The 17,704-nt window shown below is 44.6% G+C and carries 15 protein-coding genes; 9 read left to right on the top strand and 6 right to left on the bottom strand.

All coding sequences use genetic code 11. From position 1 onward, the window contains the following. Positions 1 to 25 precede the first annotated feature (25 nt). Positions 26 to 1,672, top strand: a complete 1,647-nt coding sequence (locus tag ACFOEK_RS03980) for a methyl-accepting chemotaxis protein (RefSeq protein ID WP_386716489.1) — start codon at positions 26 to 28, stop codon at positions 1,670 to 1,672. Between the two features lie 611 nt (positions 1,673 to 2,283). Beyond that, a complete protein-coding gene (locus ACFOEK_RS03975) occupies positions 2,284 to 3,576 on the top strand; it encodes an NCS2 family permease (RefSeq protein WP_386716486.1) in 1,293 nt (430 codons plus the stop codon). Between the two features lie 112 nt (positions 3,577 to 3,688). Here ACFOEK_RS03975 and ACFOEK_RS03970 read toward each other — a convergent pair whose 3' ends face one another. Both ACFOEK_RS03970 and ACFOEK_RS03965 read right to left on the bottom strand, forming a co-directional pair. Continuing rightward, positions 3,689 to 4,603, bottom strand: a complete 915-nt coding sequence (locus tag ACFOEK_RS03970; protein ID WP_386716482.1) for a sensor domain-containing diguanylate cyclase — start codon at positions 4,601 to 4,603, stop codon at positions 3,689 to 3,691. Positions 4,604 to 4,731: 128 nt separating this feature from the next. Further along, the gene (locus ACFOEK_RS03965; protein ID WP_386716479.1) at positions 4,732 to 5,658 is read right to left on the bottom strand and encodes an alpha/beta fold hydrolase; all 927 of its coding nucleotides are present in this window, start codon (positions 5,656 to 5,658) and stop codon (positions 4,732 to 4,734) included. 164 nt (positions 5,659 to 5,822) lie between these two features. Here ACFOEK_RS03965 and ACFOEK_RS03960 point away from each other — a divergent pair, with 164 nt between their 5' ends. The 3 genes from ACFOEK_RS03960 (at position 5,823) to ACFOEK_RS03950 (ending at position 8,009) form a co-directional block, all read left to right on the top strand. Beyond that, on the top strand, positions 5,823 to 6,140 hold the full coding sequence (locus ACFOEK_RS03960) for a BolA family protein (RefSeq protein WP_386716476.1): 318 nt from the start codon (positions 5,823 to 5,825) through the stop codon (positions 6,138 to 6,140). A gap of 130 nt (positions 6,141 to 6,270) precedes the next feature. After that, on the top strand, positions 6,271 to 7,269 hold the full coding sequence (gene trhO, locus ACFOEK_RS03955) for an oxygen-dependent tRNA uridine(34) hydroxylase TrhO (RefSeq protein ID WP_386716473.1): 999 nt from the start codon (positions 6,271 to 6,273) through the stop codon (positions 7,267 to 7,269). Positions 7,270 to 7,295: 26 nt separating this feature from the next. Continuing rightward, positions 7,296 to 8,009: a 16S rRNA (uracil(1498)-N(3))-methyltransferase gene (locus ACFOEK_RS03950; RefSeq protein ID WP_386716470.1), complete on the top strand. Its 714-nt coding sequence runs from the start codon at positions 7,296 to 7,298 to the stop codon at positions 8,007 to 8,009. Positions 8,010 to 8,056: 47 nt separating this feature from the next. Here ACFOEK_RS03950 and ACFOEK_RS03945 read toward each other — a convergent pair whose 3' ends face one another. After that, positions 8,057 to 8,602, bottom strand: coding sequence for a hypothetical protein (locus ACFOEK_RS03945; RefSeq protein ID WP_386716468.1), 546 nt, complete (start codon positions 8,600 to 8,602; stop codon positions 8,057 to 8,059). A gap of 303 nt (positions 8,603 to 8,905) precedes the next feature. Continuing rightward, positions 8,906 to 10,627, bottom strand: a complete 1,722-nt coding sequence (locus ACFOEK_RS03940; RefSeq protein WP_386716465.1) for a PKD domain-containing protein — start codon at positions 10,625 to 10,627, stop codon at positions 8,906 to 8,908. Positions 10,628 to 10,734: 107 nt separating this feature from the next. Between ACFOEK_RS03940 and ACFOEK_RS03935 the strand changes: the two genes are divergently transcribed. Further along, a complete protein-coding gene (locus ACFOEK_RS03935) occupies positions 10,735 to 11,757 on the top strand; it encodes an AraC family transcriptional regulator (protein WP_386716462.1) in 1,023 nt (340 codons plus the stop codon). Positions 11,758 to 11,848: 91 nt separating this feature from the next. Here ACFOEK_RS03935 and ACFOEK_RS03930 read toward each other — a convergent pair whose 3' ends face one another. Next, positions 11,849 to 12,394 (bottom strand): adenine phosphoribosyltransferase, encoded by a 546-nt coding sequence (locus ACFOEK_RS03930; RefSeq protein ID WP_386716458.1) that lies wholly within the window; start codon positions 12,392 to 12,394, stop codon positions 11,849 to 11,851. Between the two features lie 160 nt (positions 12,395 to 12,554). On the opposite strand from ACFOEK_RS03930, the gene ACFOEK_RS03925 reads away from it, so the two are divergent. Further along, a complete protein-coding gene (locus ACFOEK_RS03925; protein WP_386716455.1) occupies positions 12,555 to 13,709 on the top strand; it encodes a GGDEF domain-containing protein in 1,155 nt (384 codons plus the stop codon). A gap of 63 nt (positions 13,710 to 13,772) precedes the next feature. On the opposite strand, the gene ACFOEK_RS03920 is transcribed toward ACFOEK_RS03925, so the two are convergent. Beyond that, positions 13,773 to 16,007, bottom strand: coding sequence for a thrombospondin type 3 repeat-containing protein (locus tag ACFOEK_RS03920; RefSeq protein WP_386716452.1), 2,235 nt, complete (start codon positions 16,005 to 16,007; stop codon positions 13,773 to 13,775). 214 nt (positions 16,008 to 16,221) lie between these two features. Between ACFOEK_RS03920 and ACFOEK_RS03915 the strand changes: the two genes are divergently transcribed. Together ACFOEK_RS03915 and ACFOEK_RS03910 are read left to right on the top strand one after the other, a co-directional pair. Then, positions 16,222 to 16,938, top strand: coding sequence for an FKBP-type peptidyl-prolyl cis-trans isomerase (locus tag ACFOEK_RS03915; protein WP_449280217.1), 717 nt, complete (start codon positions 16,222 to 16,224; stop codon positions 16,936 to 16,938). Between the two features lie 104 nt (positions 16,939 to 17,042). Continuing rightward, a complete protein-coding gene (locus tag ACFOEK_RS03910) occupies positions 17,043 to 17,606 on the top strand; it encodes a hypothetical protein (RefSeq protein ID WP_386716449.1) in 564 nt (187 codons plus the stop codon). Positions 17,607 to 17,704 lie beyond the last annotated feature (98 nt).

Raw genomic sequence — 17,704 nt, 5'->3', positions numbered from 1 at the left:
GGCGATAGGTTCAAGGAGAAGGGAGATGAACTGGTTCAACAATCTCTTATTCAAATATAAGGTATCCATTCCCTTATTGATTATGGTGGTAATTCTTCTGGCATTGGCCGGGGTGTCCATCAGCCAGTCGTTGGCGTTGTCAAAAAGCAATCAACTGTTGGCGAAGTCTTATCTTCCTCAAATTGACCTCCTTTTAAATGCTGATCGGGATTTGTATCAGGCTGCAACTGCTGAACGAAGCGCCTTGTTTTTAAATGTTCGGGACAATCGTTTTCAAGAAGTACAGGCTGCGCACAATGAGAACATTGCGCAAGTGGCGGAACGAATCTCCAAAGTTAAAGCCATGGTTGACGATCCGACATCCCTGGCGTCTTTGGATTCCATGTTAAAAGCGCATGAGAAGTGGTCGGATCTGACCAAAGAAGTGATGTCAGAGCGTGCTTCTAACACTCGGCAGGGACGAAGCACGGCCATGGGCTTGAGCTTTGGTGAGGCCAGTGATGCCTTTAACGCATTGCGAACCGAATTGGACGACTATGTAAATCGCTTATCGGAAGAAGTGGAAGAAACTGAAAAGTTGGCTCATAAGCTAAGTGAAGAATCTACCATCAAAATTATTATCGCCTTAGTCATCGGTATCTTAATTTGCATCGCAGTTATGATGATCTTTCCGAAGATGGTTACCACTCCGATTAACAAGATGATTGAGCATACCAATGAGATGGCGTCTGGGCAGGGCGATCTGACCAAGCGGCTCCGTGTGAAATCATCCGATGAGTTGGGGCAATTGGCTTCCGGCTTTAATGAGTTTTTAGGGAATCTTCAGCAACTCATTACTCAGGTGAAAGTGGTGTCTGGTCGTGTGCATGATGGCATGGAGAGTACCAAAGAAATTACTCAAAGAACGTCCGAAGCAATTCAAGAGCAACGCAATCAAATTGAGATGGTGGCTAACTCCATGCATGAGATGGTCGCCACAATTCATGAAGTGGCTGACAATACAGAACAAGCGAGAAGTGTTGCAGAAAAGGCCGATGCCAATGCCACTACAGGCCAGCAAGTAGTCAACGACGCCAAAGGATCGATTAATCAATTGGCGGAAGAAGTGATGAATGCATCGGAAGTGATTTCGCAACTGCAAGACGCAATCAGTAGCATAGGCACGGTGGTTGGTGTGATTCAGGGCATTGCAGAACAAACCAACTTGTTGGCACTGAATGCCGCGATTGAAGCAGCTAGGGCAGGCGAGCAAGGTCGTGGCTTTGCTGTGGTAGCCGACGAAGTTAGGGCGTTGGCTTCCAGGACTCAACAGTCGACTCAGGAAATCGAAGAGATGATTGAAACCTTGCAGACTCGAGCGTCCAAAGCTACGCAGGTGATGAACAGTGGTCGTAGCAAAGCCGAAACGAGCGTCGAGAAAGCAGGCTTAATGAGTCAGGTGCTCAATGATATTAATGAATCCGTCTCGATGATGAATTCCATGAACACGCAAATTGCCAGTTCCGCTGAAGAGCAATCCAGTGTCAGCGATGAGATGAATACTACTTTGGCAAGCATTAATGACCTTGCGGCACAGACCAATGATGCCTCGATTGAAGGTGCGGAGTGTATTTCGTCGATGTCTTCCGATGTGGATGGTTTGTCAGAACTCGTTAAGACTTTTAAAACCTGAACAGAGAAGGGCTTGTTCAGAGAGGATTTGTTCAGGTGCTCGTTACCTTCCTGAAATAGAATGCAGTGGTCAAGCTGCTGCAGAGGTTCCGCAAGCTGTGTTCGGCTTAATTCCTTTATGAAGTGTTTAATGGAAAATGATGTTGCAAAAACCTTGTCTGAGCTAGAAAAATCCAACCCTATCTCTTTGAATTTTTCTTGATGGATATGCAGGGTGCCAATGTCACTATGGCCAATAAAACATCGGACTATTGGCAGGGTGATGACGATAAATTTATCGAATCTTATAAGAATGCAAAATTAAATTATTTTAAAAAACTGACGGTTGGAAAATATCCCCTGAACTGGATACACATATAAAAGATATGACTATTTTTAACTGATTGATTTTAAACGGTATTTTTATTTTTTAGAAACTTTTAAGTTTGTATCGTTTTTTGTTGCTAAATGAGGCCCATGGACAAAGGTCGAGTGTTGCTGATTAGAAATAAGTACTGGTATCTTGAGTTTTCATTGTACATAATCTGACTGTTTGGTCAGGAGTTTGCCGTGTTGTTAACCCCTATAAGACTCGATTAATCTAATAAAAATTACGCCAAAAGACGAAGAGCTATGTTGGAAAAACTATTTAAATTATCTGCGCATAACACCAATGTGAAGACCGAAGTAGTAGCGGGCTTTACCACCTTCTTGACGATGGCCTACATCCTGTTTGTTAACCCGGACATTCTGTCTGTAACAGGTATGGATAAAGGCTCTCTATTCACAGCCACGGCAGTTTCTGCAGCCTTTGGTTGTATTTTGATGGGGTTGTTAGCTAACTTCCCGGTTGCACTGGCTCCCGCGATGGGACTGAATGCCTTTTTCGCCTTCACTGTGTGTGGCTCTATGGGGTACACCTGGCAAGAAGCACTAGGTGCGGTGTTTATCGCCGGTATCATCTTCTTCATCTTGAGTGCCTTCAAAGTCCGTGAGTGGATCATGCACAGCATTCCAAAGAACTTACGCTTTGGTATTGCGGCGGGTATCGGTTTATTCCTTTCACTTATTGCGTTAAAGAACGCTGGCATTGTGGTTGATCATCCGGCGACGTTCGTGACTTTGGGTGATTTTACGGAAAAAGGCCCATTGCTGGCGGCCGTTGGTTTGTTCCTAATTCTTGCGCTTGAATATCGCAAAGTACCTGGCGATGTGTTGATGAGTGTTTTGATTGTGACTGCGATTTCTATCGCCATTACAGGTCAGGAAGTGGGTAGTTTGGTGTCTCTTCCGCCAAGCGTAGCTCCGACTTTTTGGCAGATGGATTTCTCTCGCGTGATGGAAGGCGCGATGATTTCGGTCATCTTCGCTTTTGTATTCGTCGATTTGTTTGATACCTCTGGGACGTTACTCGCAGTAGCTCAAAAAGCCGACTTAGTTGATGAAGACGGTAAGATCGAGAACGTTGGTAAAGCGATGGTTGCGGACTCAGGTGCAAGTGTTGCCGGTGCGGTGCTTGGTTCGTCTACGGTTACTAGTTATGTAGAAAGTACCTCAGGCATTGCTCAGGGTGGTCGTACTGGCTTAACCGCTGTTGTAGTTGGCTTGTTGTTCCTATTGGCTCTGTTCTTCGCGCCCGTTGCTGGTTTGGTTCCTTCTTACGCAACTGCGCCTGCACTACTTTATGTAGCTGTATTGATGATGTCTGAGCTTCGTCATGTAACCTGGGACGACTTAACGGAAGCCGCTCCTGTGTTTGTTGCCGCGCTTGGTATGCCTCTGACTTTCTCAATTGCAGATGGTATTGGTTTGGCATTTATCACCTATGCGGTTGGTAAAGCAGTGACGGGTCGATTCAAGGATGTAAGTGCGGCGGTCTGGTTAGTGGCCTTTGTGTTTGCTTTGAAATTAGCTCACGTTTTCTAGGCGAGTTAAGAGTCGGTTGTTAAAATCGAACGTACAAAAAATCCCGCGCTGCGATAGTAGACGCGGGATTTTTTATGAAACGTACTTATTTAAGCTTACTTGCTCTGATACTTCACTTAGTAAGTATGACCGAGCCATTGCCTTGTGCTTTAGCTTCCAGTAATGCTTCTTCCGCGTTGTGATGCATCTGGTCAAAGGGCAGTTGAGATCGTCCAAGAACGTGTGCGCCTATGGTAACCGAGGTGCGGAAAACTCGTCCTTCAAATTCCAGATCGAGCTGCTCAAACAAATGCTTTGTCCGATGCGCAATAACATCTGTATCTTCGTAGGTCGCGCCTGACAAAAGCACCGCGAATTCATCGCCATCGAGGCGGCCAATTAAGTCATAGTCGCGGTATAGATCCGTTAAATGGTGGGCGACTTGAATTAAGCAATGGTCGCCAGCGTGGTATCCAAATTTATCGTTGATGTCTTTGAGTTTACATAGATCGACCAATAACAAAGCCGTAGGTTTGTTTGCGCGGTATCCGCGACTGATTTCTTGTCGAGCTCGATCCACGAAGGTTCTGTGGTTCAGTAAACCTGTCATCAGGTCGTTACTGGCGGCTTCATTTAGTAAGGTTTTGGAGTGCTGCAGTTCATCTTGCGTTTCTTTTTCGCCAGTTTGATCAAAGAAGAAGAGGCAAAGGTGATCGTCTTCCAACAGTTGTTCTGCAATCAAAAACCAACGGCCGTCGAGACTGTCTACTTCAAACGAGCGATAAACTTCCGTACGGCGATGCAGTACGGCTTCAGATAACCATTCTTCGATGTCGCTTGCCTGAATAGAAAGGCCATGTTGTGCCTCATAGGCATGGCGAATCAGGTCGTCGTATTCTTTCCCTTTGATATTTTCCTTTTCGTAACCAAATAATTCTGAGGCCATCTGATTGCTGTAGACCACCTTATCTAATCGATCTAGGATCATGATGCCGTTTTCAGTGAGGTCGAGCGCAGATGCCAGAAGTTTGGCAGTTTTTGCATCCATATTTACCAACCAAGTAAGAGTGTCGTGACCCGTTTAAAAGGGTTTTATTATTTTAAAGTAGTAGTTCCTTTATCGGCCTTTTGCAACTCTTCTTCAGCCTTTAGTTACTGATTTTCTTGGTCTATTGATCAGGTTTGGCAAAGGCGGGCCAGCCGGTAGTGAAAGCTTTTCTCTAGCCAATACAAATGGCCTTGTCCGTGTAATAGGTTGTATTCAGCGTTGGGCAAACAATCGGCAAGGTGTTGGCCTATGCGCTCAGAAACGAAGGGATCGCAGTCGCCCTGAAAAACGGTTACTGGGGTATCTATGCTACTTAAGTGAAACGGCCATTGTTCAAATTGACTGACTAAATCATGAAAAAGGCTGGCACTGGATTGTCGAAAAGATTGGCGCTGAGCCTCTAAAAGCATGGTGCCATAATGTGGATAACTTTGAAGTATATCAACGTCTTGTACATGGCATTGACGAATCATTAATTGGAAATAGAGCTTGGGCAGTTTATTGGCCAAATAACCGGCCATCGCCATGCATAGCAAACTGAGCCGTGGCAATCGGGAAACCACACGCTTTAGCCAAGAGGCTTGTCCAGTTTGGTGGAATGGGGCCTGTTCCAGTTCAGAGAAGTGACTGTAGCTGCTTAGCAGAATCACTTGTTGTACGTACTCGGTAGCAGATTTGGCCAGCCATAACGCAGGAACGCCACCCGACGACCAGCCTATTACGGAGACTTTTTGATGCCCGAGGTAATCCATCAGCTCTTTGGTATCGGACGTGATCAATTCAAGGCAATAGTTTTCGGTTTTGGATGAAAAGCCGATGCCGGGGCGGTTAGGGCTGATCAGTTTTAATCCGTGCTGAATAAATACATCATGCAAGGCTGCTGCTTCCATCGCTGAACCTGGCATACCATGATGATAGAGAGTCGGAATGCCCAAAGGGTCGCCAAACTCGAAGTATTCCAATTGCCGTCCGTCAGATAGAGTGAAGCGTTTGGATTGGTAATCCAGAGTCTCTTGTTGTGGGGTTGTGTCGTAGTGAAGGATATTGTCTGTCATTGATGTACCGTTTGTCCGTTTTACATATACACCGTAGAGGCCAATCAACGCGCAATGGCTTTGATTGGGTCTCCCTATTAGGCAAAAATTTGTGCCTCTATCCCTGGCTTTGCTACAATGCCGCTCTTTCAATATACGGCTGAGTGATAAGCAGGCTGACCCTTATGAAAATTCAAGCACAAATCGAAGCGTTAATTCGTTCTAATTTTGAACCTCAGTATTTCGAAGTTCTCAACGAGAGCCACATGCACAATGTACCGGACGGTTCCGAGTCGCATTTCAAAGTGGTGTTGGTTACGGATAAATTCGAGGGCAAGCGTTCAGTTGCTCGTCATCAGCAAGTGTATGGCGTGTTGGGCGAAGTGATGGATACCATCCATGCTCTGGCATTGCATACCTATACCCCGGAAGAGTACCAGCAGGTGCAGTCGGCACCGGACTCTCCAAATTGCATGGGTGGAAGTAAACACGATCAGCAGTAAGCGAATAGTGGTCAACACTAACGCGCTGGCGTGTTTCATAAAACCTATCAACTCCAAGAACTATTGAATTTCAGGAACGATTGAATTTCAAAAACTGTTGAACTTCAAAAACATTAGATTGAGTTAGAAAATGACTGAACAAACTTCTTCACAGCCGATTGTTGTTGCGGCTATGTATCGCTTCGTGACATTAGACAATTACCAAGAAATCCGTGATCCGCTTAAAGCATTCTGTGATGAGCATGAGATTAAAGGCACCTTACTGCTTGCTCAAGAAGGCATTAACGGTACGGTAGCGGGTACCCGTGAAGGCATTGATGCCTTATTGGCTTACCTGAAGAGTGATCCGCGTTTGGCTGAACTAGAACATAAAGAATCGTTCGATGAAGCACAGCCGTTCTACCGCATGAAAGTTAAGCTTAAGAAAGAAATCGTAACCATGGGTGTTGATGGGATCGACCCGAATGAAGTGGTTGGCACCTATGTTAAGCCGAAAGATTGGAACGACCTGATTTCTGATCCAGACGTACTTTTGTTGGATACGCGTAACGACTACGAAGTTGAAGTGGGTACCTTTGAACACGCAGTAAACCCGGACACTAAGATCTTCCGTGAATTCCCAGGCTATGTTCGTGAGAACGTCGACAAAACCAAGCACAAGAAAGTAGCTATGTTTTGTACGGGCGGGATTCGTTGTGAAAAAGCCTCTGCCTTTATGAAAAAAGAAGGCTTTGAAGAGGTTTATCACCTGGAAGGCGGCATTCTTAAATATTTGGAAGAAGTGCCTGCCGAAGAAAGTATGTGGAAAGGTGAATGCTTTGTTTTCGACAACCGTGTCACGGTTGATCACAACCTGGATAAAGGTAAGTTCGAGCTATGCCACGCATGTCGTATGCCGGTTTCAGAAGAAGACAAAGCCTCTGAAAAATTTGAAGACGGCGTATCATGCCCAAGCTGTTTCGATACGCTCGATGAAACCACCCGTGAACGCGCTCGTAATCGTCAGCGTCAAATGGCGTTAGCCCAAGAGCAGGGTATTGGTCACATTGGCGTATCTATGGAAGAGCGTAAAGCGATCAAACAAGCCAAGAAAGCAGAGCACAGAAAGCGTTCTTTGCATTTAGACTAATTGCCTTTCCTGCGAGTGCTTAGCTGGTGAACCTGATTCTTATTACAGAACATGATTTTGTCAGTTCTTCTCTGATTGAACTGTCGGATTATCGAGCTAAGCACATTCATCAAGTGCATCAAGCCGAACCGGGGCGACGATTAAAAGTTGGTATGCTTAATGGTTTGATGGGATATGGTGAGGTCATTGAAGCAACGCAAGATGGTCAATCCTTTCGCGTCAGTTTAACTGTGGAGCTGACGCATAACCCGCCTAACAAACTTCCTCTGACCGTCATTCTGGCTTTACCTCGGCCAAAGATGCTACGTCGTATTATTCAGAACTTAACTGCGCTGGGCGTTGAACATCTGGTGTTGATTAACTCTTACCGTGTTGAAAAAAGTTATTGGCAATCGCCGTTTCTAGAACAGTTGGATGAATACGTTCAGTTAGGGTTAGAACAGGCGGTTGATACGGTTCCGATGACGATTCAGTTGGAAAAGCGTTTCAAACCGTTTGTGGAGGATCGTTTGCCAACCGTTGTGTCTGAGAAAAAGGCGTTGGTCGCACATCCGTACGTTTCGGAGACTTGCCCTCGGGATATCGACGAGTCGTTAGTATTGGCGATAGGGCCGGAAGGCGGCTTTATCCAATACGAAGTGGATAAACTGATTGAAGCGGGTTTTGAGGCCGTTACCTTGGGGCAACGCATTCAAAAAGTGGAAACCGTGCTGCCACAGTTAATCGGTCGACTTTTCTAAGAGACCTGATTGATAACCGATAACTTATCTTTGTTTTGTGCTGAACATTAAGCACATACCGGAACCGGGTTGTTCTGCTTCGACGGAGATAACAAACAGGTTTCTGTATCCTGAGTATTTAATCGCGCATTGGCTTGTTGCCATTCTCGTCTGTTGATCCCTTTAAATCCGGGAAAGGCCTGATTAATTAATGCTATCTGTTGGTGAAGGCTTAAACCCACTTCGAAGCTTTTAGGCATGAGACTGAGTGCAAACACGGCAATAGCTGTTGAGTAGTTAAGATTAATATTGAGCTCTTGGTGAGGGGATTGTAAGAACTGGTGTTGACTGGCAAGGCCTCGAATCTTCGATGCTAAGTCCGGGTCTTTGACGAGCTGTTCATCCCAAAGAGATAAGTGTTGTGCTTCCGTAATTCGGAAGAGTCCAAACGTATCAGACGCAAATTGGAACATGTGGCTCTGTCGGTTCAGGCTGACAGCAGCGGTGGTCAGTAAATAAAGCTCCGCGAGATCCGGTAGCTTCAGGTGTTGGCTAAGTGTCTTGAGAATCGGAGTGACCACGCCTTTATTCAAAGAATTAAGTTGTGCATCCATCTTTCTTATACCCCGTTATCCTTAAAAATCAGGGGAAAAGAGCCCCTTTTGATAATCAATATCAAAAAAAGTCCCTAACTTGTTGATACTTCAGTACTCCTTAAATTAGTTCACAATGGTGAATATAAAAGAAAAAAAGAGAAAGACCCGACGAACGGAGACTGTAAACAATTCTGCGCTAAAAAACTGAAGAAACATTAATACCTATTTTAAGAAGGTGATCCATGACGTTTCATGGATCAGCCCAAAAGCTTGTCCTCTTTACGCACTGAAAACGGTGAATATTTAATGGCTTCAGTCTCTTTAAATGGTTATTTTTCTCTCAAAGCTGTCTTCTGATCCGCTTTGATCTCTGACAACTAAACGAATGATGTATTCTCCTGGCTGGGTGTAGGTGTGTATTGGATGTGTGTCATTTGACTGTGTGTTATCTCCAAAGTCCCATTGCCAGTTGCTTACGCTGCTTGTGCTTTGGCTGTTATCGCTAAGCGTTACGGTAAGGTCATTTTTCACAAGAGTGAAGTGACTAAGAACTCCCTCGTCAAATAATTTAATTTTGACAGTTTTAAACGCATCAATAACGTCTTGCTCAGGTAGCTCTTGATTGCTTGCTTGCTCCTTAATGCATTCTGCAGCTTCAGGAAGCGTGGAGGTAGGCTGCCAGCAATATTTCGCAGCATTAATATAAATATTATAGGCTTGCTCTACCCCCCAAGTTTGGGTTAGTTGATAGAACGGGTAAGTCATTATTCCGATGCGAAAATAAGGATTATTATTGGCTTCGTTGTAATCTAAAAAGCTGGCAATAGCACCGGGTTCTGTGATGATCTGGTCTAGGTTTCGAATCCGTCCATTGGATTCTTCCCCGTGTACCCAGCTACTCAGCGTACCTGTGTATTCATATTTTGCTATCACACCAGAAATATCGCTAAATGCTTCGTGTAGTGTGCGCATATCTTGAGTTATTGGCCCGTCGAAAATCTTCAGCGATGAAATACGATCTAAAACTCCGTGAGCTACTTCGTGGGCAATAATGTCTAGTGTTGCTAAAGAATAATGGCTTCCATAACCATCACTAAAATTTGCATACGCGCCATCCCAAAAAGCAGAGACACTAACTTCATTATCATAATGAACCCGTAGACGAATTTTTTCCTTTAGTGGTGGTTCATTAAGATACTTGAGGAAAATATCGTACACGTGAGTGCCGTAATGCATGGCGTCATTAATGGTGGAATAAGTCCATACGCCAATGTTGTCGCTTATGGTGCGATAGGAGTTGACGGGTTCGGCATCGCAATTAAAAGAGTAGGGTGGGTAGGTTGCATCATCTGGGGTGTTGGACTGATTTATACCATCATGATTACTTTCATCACGAGTATTATTCATATCAATGACACTTACTAAACCATTATCAAACCAACATATTGATTGTGATGCATCGCGTAGAATGGAAATATGAGGACGGTCGTTACCATAATACCAGAAGGTCTGTTCATTACCTCCAGGGCCAGATAGATTCGTATTCCCTTGGAAGTCGTGAAAGCTAACTGGGAAACCTTCTTCTGATTCACCAGCGTCGTTACTTGAGAAAATTAAAATTCCATAAGCATGGTTAGGGATACTTACATTGTTAAGTGTAACTTCTGTTTTATCAGAATTGAGGGGTAACTGAGTGAATGGTTGTTGTGAAGAGACGCTGCCATCGCCATCAGTCCAATAGAGATTCAGCATATTGGCTTGATTCTCGTTAGAAACCGTCGCGTCGGAATAGGTCAGTTTCAGAGTACCGCTTAATTGTTCTTCTGTACCATTCGTGTCTCTAAGTGATGCAGACTCAATGTTACTCAGTGGTTGCTGAAATTCTATCGGTTGTACTTGTCCAGCCGAAACATCGGCTTCATCCCTCCCTGATCCGCCAGATCCACCACAGCCACTGAGAAATACTGAACTACAGATTAAGAAAGGAATATGAATGTACGTCTGATGATGTTTTAAAAGAAAATGATGAAAACGAATCTTCACTGAAAGTCCCATGTTTATTGTGATTTGGTTCAGTGGTTATACTAAGGGTTTCAGTCAAAACTAATAATGTCTTATCGTCTCGGTTATATGTCTATTGGTAACACACCATGGGTTTAAGCATTTCAGGCTCAGTATCAAACGCTTCTGTGTTGGATTTAGTGGAAACTTGCAGTTCATTAAAGGTTATAAATGAAAAGATACTAAATAAATTAGGTATTGATCGTAGTTCACTGGAAAACCCAGAAAGACGTTTTCCCGAGAGCAAATTGATTACGCTGTGGAAGTGGATTGATTGCAATACTGTCATCCCTGATATTGGCTTACAAATTGGTCAAAGGGTTAATACCTCTTCAAAAGGCGTGTTGGCCAGTTGGGTGAGTCAATGTGAAAATTTGGGAGAGGCTATTGCTATTTTTATTCAAAATATCCCGTTGATGAATTCTTCTGAATCGTGGGTGATGCGCATAGATAATGAATCATGCGTTCTTGTGTTTTCGTTAGATGAGGATAAGGGCTATCCAAGTAGGGTAGTAGAGCGGAGTATGAGCGCAATGATCAGTTGGGGCCGTGTTCTGAGTGCTCATGCTATCCCATGTTCAGAGGTATGCTTTACCTTTCCCAAACCTGCTTATCATTCCGCGTTAAATTCTTTTTTTGATTGCAGTGTTTCTTATAACGCTGAACATAATGCCTTGGTTTTTGATAAAGCATTGCTACAGCTTCCCATTTTGAATGGGAATCAGTACCTAAAAGCTATCATGGAGTCAAAAGCGCAAGAGATTATGAACACCATAACGTCTCAGCACACCTTTGCTGTCAAAACAAATGAGGTGGTTAGGCAGGCGCTAAATGAACAGCGCGATATTAATGTCAATATTGTGTGTAAGAGAATGAATGTCAGTCGTCAAACCTTATATCGAAAGTTGAAGGAAGAGGGTACGGATTTCACATCTATTTGTGATGATATTAAAAAGGAAGAGGCGTTAAGGTTGCTCAGAGTAGAGTCAGAAAGCGTGACTAGCGTAGCATTAAGCCTTGGTTATAAAGACAACAGTAGTTTTTATAAAGCCTTTAAGCGTTGGTTTGGTACATCACCAAGTATATATTTAGCCCGTTTAGATGATCGTTAAGATAATGATGAGGCCCAACATATAACAACTCTTTATTTATTGTTTTTATATATTGGGCTAAGTACTAACTACTTATGGCTAGAGATAAATTTCACGACTCACCCTCAAAGGCGCATAGGCTATAGACGCCAATGCCAATATTCTGAAGAAGGGTCGAGCCATTTAGGTCTGGCAAATCAATCAAGGCTGCAGCTTCAAACACTTCCGCGCCTTGGCTCTTCAATAAAGTACTGGCTGCCATCATAGTGCCGCCGGTGGCGATGATGTCATCGACAATCAGTACTTTGTCACCTGCATTGCAAGAACCTTCTTGAATCTCAACGGTCGCAGCACCGTATTCCAAATCATAACTTTCTGAAATGACCGGTGGTGGAAGCTTGTCTTTTTTACGAACCAGAATAAGAGGTTTATTGAGGTTGTACGCCAGTACGGAACCAATTAAAAACCCGCGACTATCGATGGCGGCAATCCGGTCAATGTCATGATTAATATAACGTTGAGTTAGTGCATCAATCACCATTCGAAATGGCTTTGGTTGTTGCAGGAGTGGGGTGATGTCTCGGAAGGTTACGCCTTCTTTTGGCCAGTTATGAACCGCGCGAATGTTAGCTTTTAGATAGATCTCGTCAAACGACATAGAGGAATCCTTGCAGAGAAATAGCAGTTTGAACGGAAAGCTCCGTTCAACGTCCTTACGTTAATTGAATACCAAGATTGTAAAGCTTGCCAGTGAAAAGTGAAGGGGATATATCAGCTGCTACACTGCTAATAATGCGCATTGTGGAATTAAACCCCTAATGAATGACCCTAAGTTGTCTGAAGATGTTGTCGGTTCTCATCTTGAGGTAGACGTCCGAGTGGCTTTTGACACTCAGAAAAGGATGGCACTTGGTGTTCTGATTTATCCCTTTATTTGGTTAATCAACGGGATAGGAAGTGGCATTTTTCTGGAGCAACCGCTGCTGTTCTGGGGGGCTCTTTGTCTCTTCGTTATTGTGGCGGCCATTCGCTGGCTGCATTTAAGATCTTTAAGCCGTGATGATGGCTTCAATATTAAACGCTGGAAGAGCTGGCTGATTTGGCTTCTGATGCCGCACTCTTTGCTTTGGGGTGGTTTGTTTGCTTATTCGCTACAGCAACCTAACAGCATGTTCTTAATGCTGATGACCTTCAGTACGGCTGGGTTAGTGCCTGGTGGGACAGATAATTTTGCACCGAATCTAAAACTGGGTGTGTTCTTTGTCTTATCTATGATACTTCCAGCCATCTTAGTGACGTTGAGTGTGACCCATCAATGGGCCATGACATTGCTTTTGCTTGTCTACATGTTTTTCATTCTGGATTTGGCGAAACGGCAATCTCAGGCGTATTGGGGGTCTCTCAATAATGAGTTGGTACTTGCTAAACTCAGTCGAACTGATGCTCTCACACAATTGGATAATCGCCGCTTCTTCGATGAAAAACTTAACGAACTGTGCCATTTAACATCTCGTAATCATGAAAAAATTACCGTTGCTATCGTAGATTGTGATTTTTTCAAAAAAATAAATGACAGCCATGGCCATGATGTAGGGGATCAGTGTCTGAAGCATTTGGCGACACTGTTAACTAAATGCCTTCCCAGAACCACGGATATTTGCGCTCGATTTGGTGGTGAAGAATTTAGCTTGATCCTACCTGGGACGGATGTGGAGGGTGCGAGATTGGTGATGGAACGTATTCGTCAACGCATTGAGTCAACGCCATTAAAACTGGCTGATATCAACTTGTCGATGACAGTGAGTATCGGCTCTGTTTCACGAGTCGTTAAAAACTACGAAACCAATTTACCCACTCAGTTGTTCAAAGAAGCGGATAAGGCGTTGTATCGAGCTAAGGAAACAGGTCGAAATCGTTGCGTCTTTTGTGTCTACGATGAAGTGTCAAAAGACTATCTTATTCTGGATTCTTAGTAGGCTCTTTCTGTTGCACAAAGCAGATGGAAAGCGCCGACTAAGAATCATGAAGCTCATGTTTTAATTTGCCGTTTCTGCCGGAGGCGGTGGTGGCGGTGTACGAATCACTTCGCGTTTTATGGTGAGTTCATTGCCGTCGTTATCAATCGCATGGACGGTAATAGTGTTTTCGCCATATTCCAACGGCACCACGATTGCGAAGGCTGAGTGATAGAAGAACTTACCATCGAAGCTGCCCGAAACTCGGTCGCTGGTGGCATAGACTCTGTCGATACCTACTCCAATGTCATAAGCTTGCCCACGTAAGCGGATTTCAGTGACTTCAGTTGCCACTTCTTCACCGTTTTTGCCAGACAGCTCCAACGCCGGTTTTAGATCATCCGGGAAGCTCTTCGGATCGTTCGGGTTGGAGTCGAACATTTCTTCCACGTCGTTAGCGAACAAGTCACCGTCGCGGTCGATGTCTTTATTATCACCAATACCATCAGCGTCTATGTCAGACCACTCGGTTGGGTCGCTCGGGAAAACATCGGTGCCATTATCATAGCCATCACCGTCACGATCCGGGTCAAGGCTATCAGGAATGCCGTCGCCATCCATATCCGGTGGCACACTGTTTGGGTCGTTTGGATCGGTACCTACTTGAACTTCGTAATGGTTGTCGATCTTGTCACCATCCCGATCCGGGTCGGAATTATCACCAATGCCATCGCCGTCCATGTCAGACCATTCTTTCGGATCACGAGGGAAGACATCCACTTCGTTCTTGTAACCGTCACCATCCATATCAGGATCAAGGCTGTCTGGGATACCATCGCCATCAATATCAGACGGGACAGACTTAGGATCGTTAGGATCGGTGCCAACACGCTCTTCGTAATGGTTGGAGATGCCATCGCCATCACGATCTTTATCCGAGTTATCACCAATGCCATCGTTATCCAAATCCGACCACTCTTTGGCATTACGACGGAAGGCGTCTTGTTCGTTTAGATAGCCATCGTTATCCATGTCAGGATCAAGCGCGTCGGGAATACCGTCAAAATCAAAATCTGGTGGCACGGATGTCGGGTCGTTGGGATCGGTGCCTAATTGAAGCTCATATTCGTTGCTGATTTTATCGCCATCGCGTTCCGGGTCGGCGTTGTCCCCAATGCCATCTTTGTCGATGTCCGACCATTCTTTGGGATCAAATGGGAAAGCGTCTTGCGCGTTTAAATGACCATCATTATCAATATCCGGATCGGAATTGTCGCCAATGCCATCGCCGTCGGTGTCTTTCCACTCGGTAGGATCCATCGGGAAAGCATCGACATCATTATTGTAGCCGTCGCCATCCTGATCTTTGTCGTTCTGATCAGGAATGCCATCACCGTCGGTATCTTTGCAATAGCGAGGATCGTCAGGGAAGGCGTCTTCGTCATTCAAACAGCCGTCGCCATCTCGGTCGTCATCAATGGCGTCAGGAATGCCATCCCCGTCGCTGTCTACTGGTACACTGCTGGCATCGTTAGGATTGGTGCCGACTTGCTCTTCATAATCGTTACGAATGCCGTCGTTATCGCGATCCGGGTCTGAATTATCCCCAATGCCATCGCCATCCAAATCCGACCATTCTTTTGGATCGGTTGGGAAAACATCGTCATCGTTGGCGTAACCGTCGTTATCCATGTCATCATCAAGAACATCAGGAATGCCGTCGCCATCGGTATCTTTCGGGTAATCGTTAGGATCATAGGGGTTGGTGCCGAGCTGAATTTCTACCTTATCGGAGAAACCATCGCCGTCTTTCTCGGTGTCCGCATTATCGCCGATGCCATCACCGTCGATGTCGCCCCATTCCCTATTGTTGTCCGGGAACTTATCAAGCAGGTTGTTTACCCGATCGCCATCGCGATCCACATCAATTTCATCGGGAAGGCCGTCTTTATCTAAATCGGGCGGGGTACTCTTTTTACGACGAGGGTCGTATCCCGTTTGAAGTTCATAATGGTTGTCTATGCCATCGCCATCCATATCGAGATCTCGATGGTCAGGAATACCATCATTATCCATATCGGGCCCTGAACTTGCGGCGAGCTGGAGGTGCGTTCCGTCAGTCAGGTTTCGAAACAGTTTCGATTCCATGATAGCGGGTGCGGCTAACACAATACTGACCGACGAAACGGCCAGAATGGCAACATGTTTAAGATGAGGTTTCTTCAATTTAAATGGCAGGCTAGGCATGTCGTAACGGCATTTATTGTTGTTATCAACCACGATCCAAATTGTGGTCGTATCATTAAAGGTTAACAAGATTCTAACTGATGATTCGATAGGAAAGAAACGGACGATCTAAAAGATTGTCGATAACTTCACGTACTGCGGTGATCTCTTATCTAAATTACTCGTAATTGAGATTTCATGAGGATTTAATCTAAGGGAACTAAAAGCAATTGTTTAATCTCTAAGGGCGGTTTACGATGGTCTGCTTTATACATTCATTCGACGATTGACATTGAGAATTACTATGTTCAAAAAGAATAAAATTGCTGCAGTGCTAGGAAGTGCTGCTTTGGTTTCTACCCTTGCAATGACAGGGTGTGGTGACAAAGAAGTTGAGCTTAAAACGAATAGCGACAAAGTTAGTTACGGCATTGGTTATAACGTTGGTTCTGGCATGCGCCAGGAAGGTCTTCAGGAAATGAATGTTGAAGCCATTGCTCAAGGTTTGCAGGATGCGCTTGCAGATAAAGAGCGTCGCCTGACGATGGAAGAGTTAACTGCTGCATTTAATGAAGTTCGTGCGCTTCAGGAAGATAAAATGAAGGCGCTGAATGATGAGAACCTACGCCTAGGCGAAGATTTCCTTAAAACAAATGGCGAGCGTGACGTAGTAACTGTTCTGGAGAGTGGTCTTCAGTACGAAATTCTTAAGAACGGTGACGAAGGTGCAGCAACACCTGAAGCATCGGACATGGTAACCACTCATTACCACGGCACTTTGGTTGATGGCACGGTATTCGATAGCTCTGTTGATCGTGGCCAGCCTGCGACTTTCCCTGTGGGTGGCGTGATTAAAGGTTGGATCGAAGCGCTTCAGATGATGAAAGTGGGTGATAAGTGGAAGCTGTATGTTCCTGCGAACTTGGCTTACGGTGCTCAAAGCCCAAGCCCTAAAATTCCACCAAATTCAGCGCTGATTTTCGAAGTTGAATTATTGAGCATTAAAGGCAAAGACTCTTAATAGATTTTCTATTGAGAGTGTTTTGTTGATGACGAAAACCTCCTTCGGGAGGTTTTCGTGTTTGTGTAGATTATGAATCTCAGAATAAAAGGATAGTTATTCTTATGGTGCTAGAGAAAACAGCTTCTGAAGTTGCCGGATTCAAGATCTTCCTAGGCTGCCTGTTGGCGTTATTATTTCTATTCTTTCATTGGGTGTTTGTTAATTTCATTGCTGGCTCACACTTCATACCAGGGCGTGGCACGGTGAATCCACCTGATTGGCTTACTATTACCTTTATCTGGATTTATCGCATTATCGCGATTCTTGTTGTTTCCTATCATGGCTATCAAGCCTTTAGTTTGATTCGTAATGGCGGTAAGTGGGTAATTACTGTTACCTCGAAAGGGATTGAGTGGTTGTCTCCCAGCCCACAGATTGAAGCATCCTTTTTTCTGCCAATGGATGAGATTGATTTCATTGGCACTAAACAACGTTTTGAAAGTCATAGGCGGGGCGCGGATAAAGACTTTGTGAAAGTTCTTGTCAAAAAAGATGGCTCGTTTTTCAAGTTTACTAATGAATGTTGCGCTGATTTAGAGTTGATTTACACGGAGCTGATGGAGCTCGGTGTTCCCTTTCGCGATACAAAGTTTTCTTACGAGTCTTCTGAAGTTACTAAGGCGTAAATACCTTAGCTTCCTTCTTGTATAGTTTTTAGTGTTAAGCCCTTTGACCTAAAAATCCCTGTTTTTGGCAGGATTCCATCTATTTCTTTTCAATTTCA

Source organism: Litoribrevibacter euphylliae (genome assembly GCF_042646085.1).
Lineage (GTDB): Bacteria > Pseudomonadota > Gammaproteobacteria > Pseudomonadales > Litoribrevibacteraceae > Litoribrevibacter > Litoribrevibacter euphylliae.
This window is presented reverse-complemented; position numbering and strand designations above follow the sequence as displayed.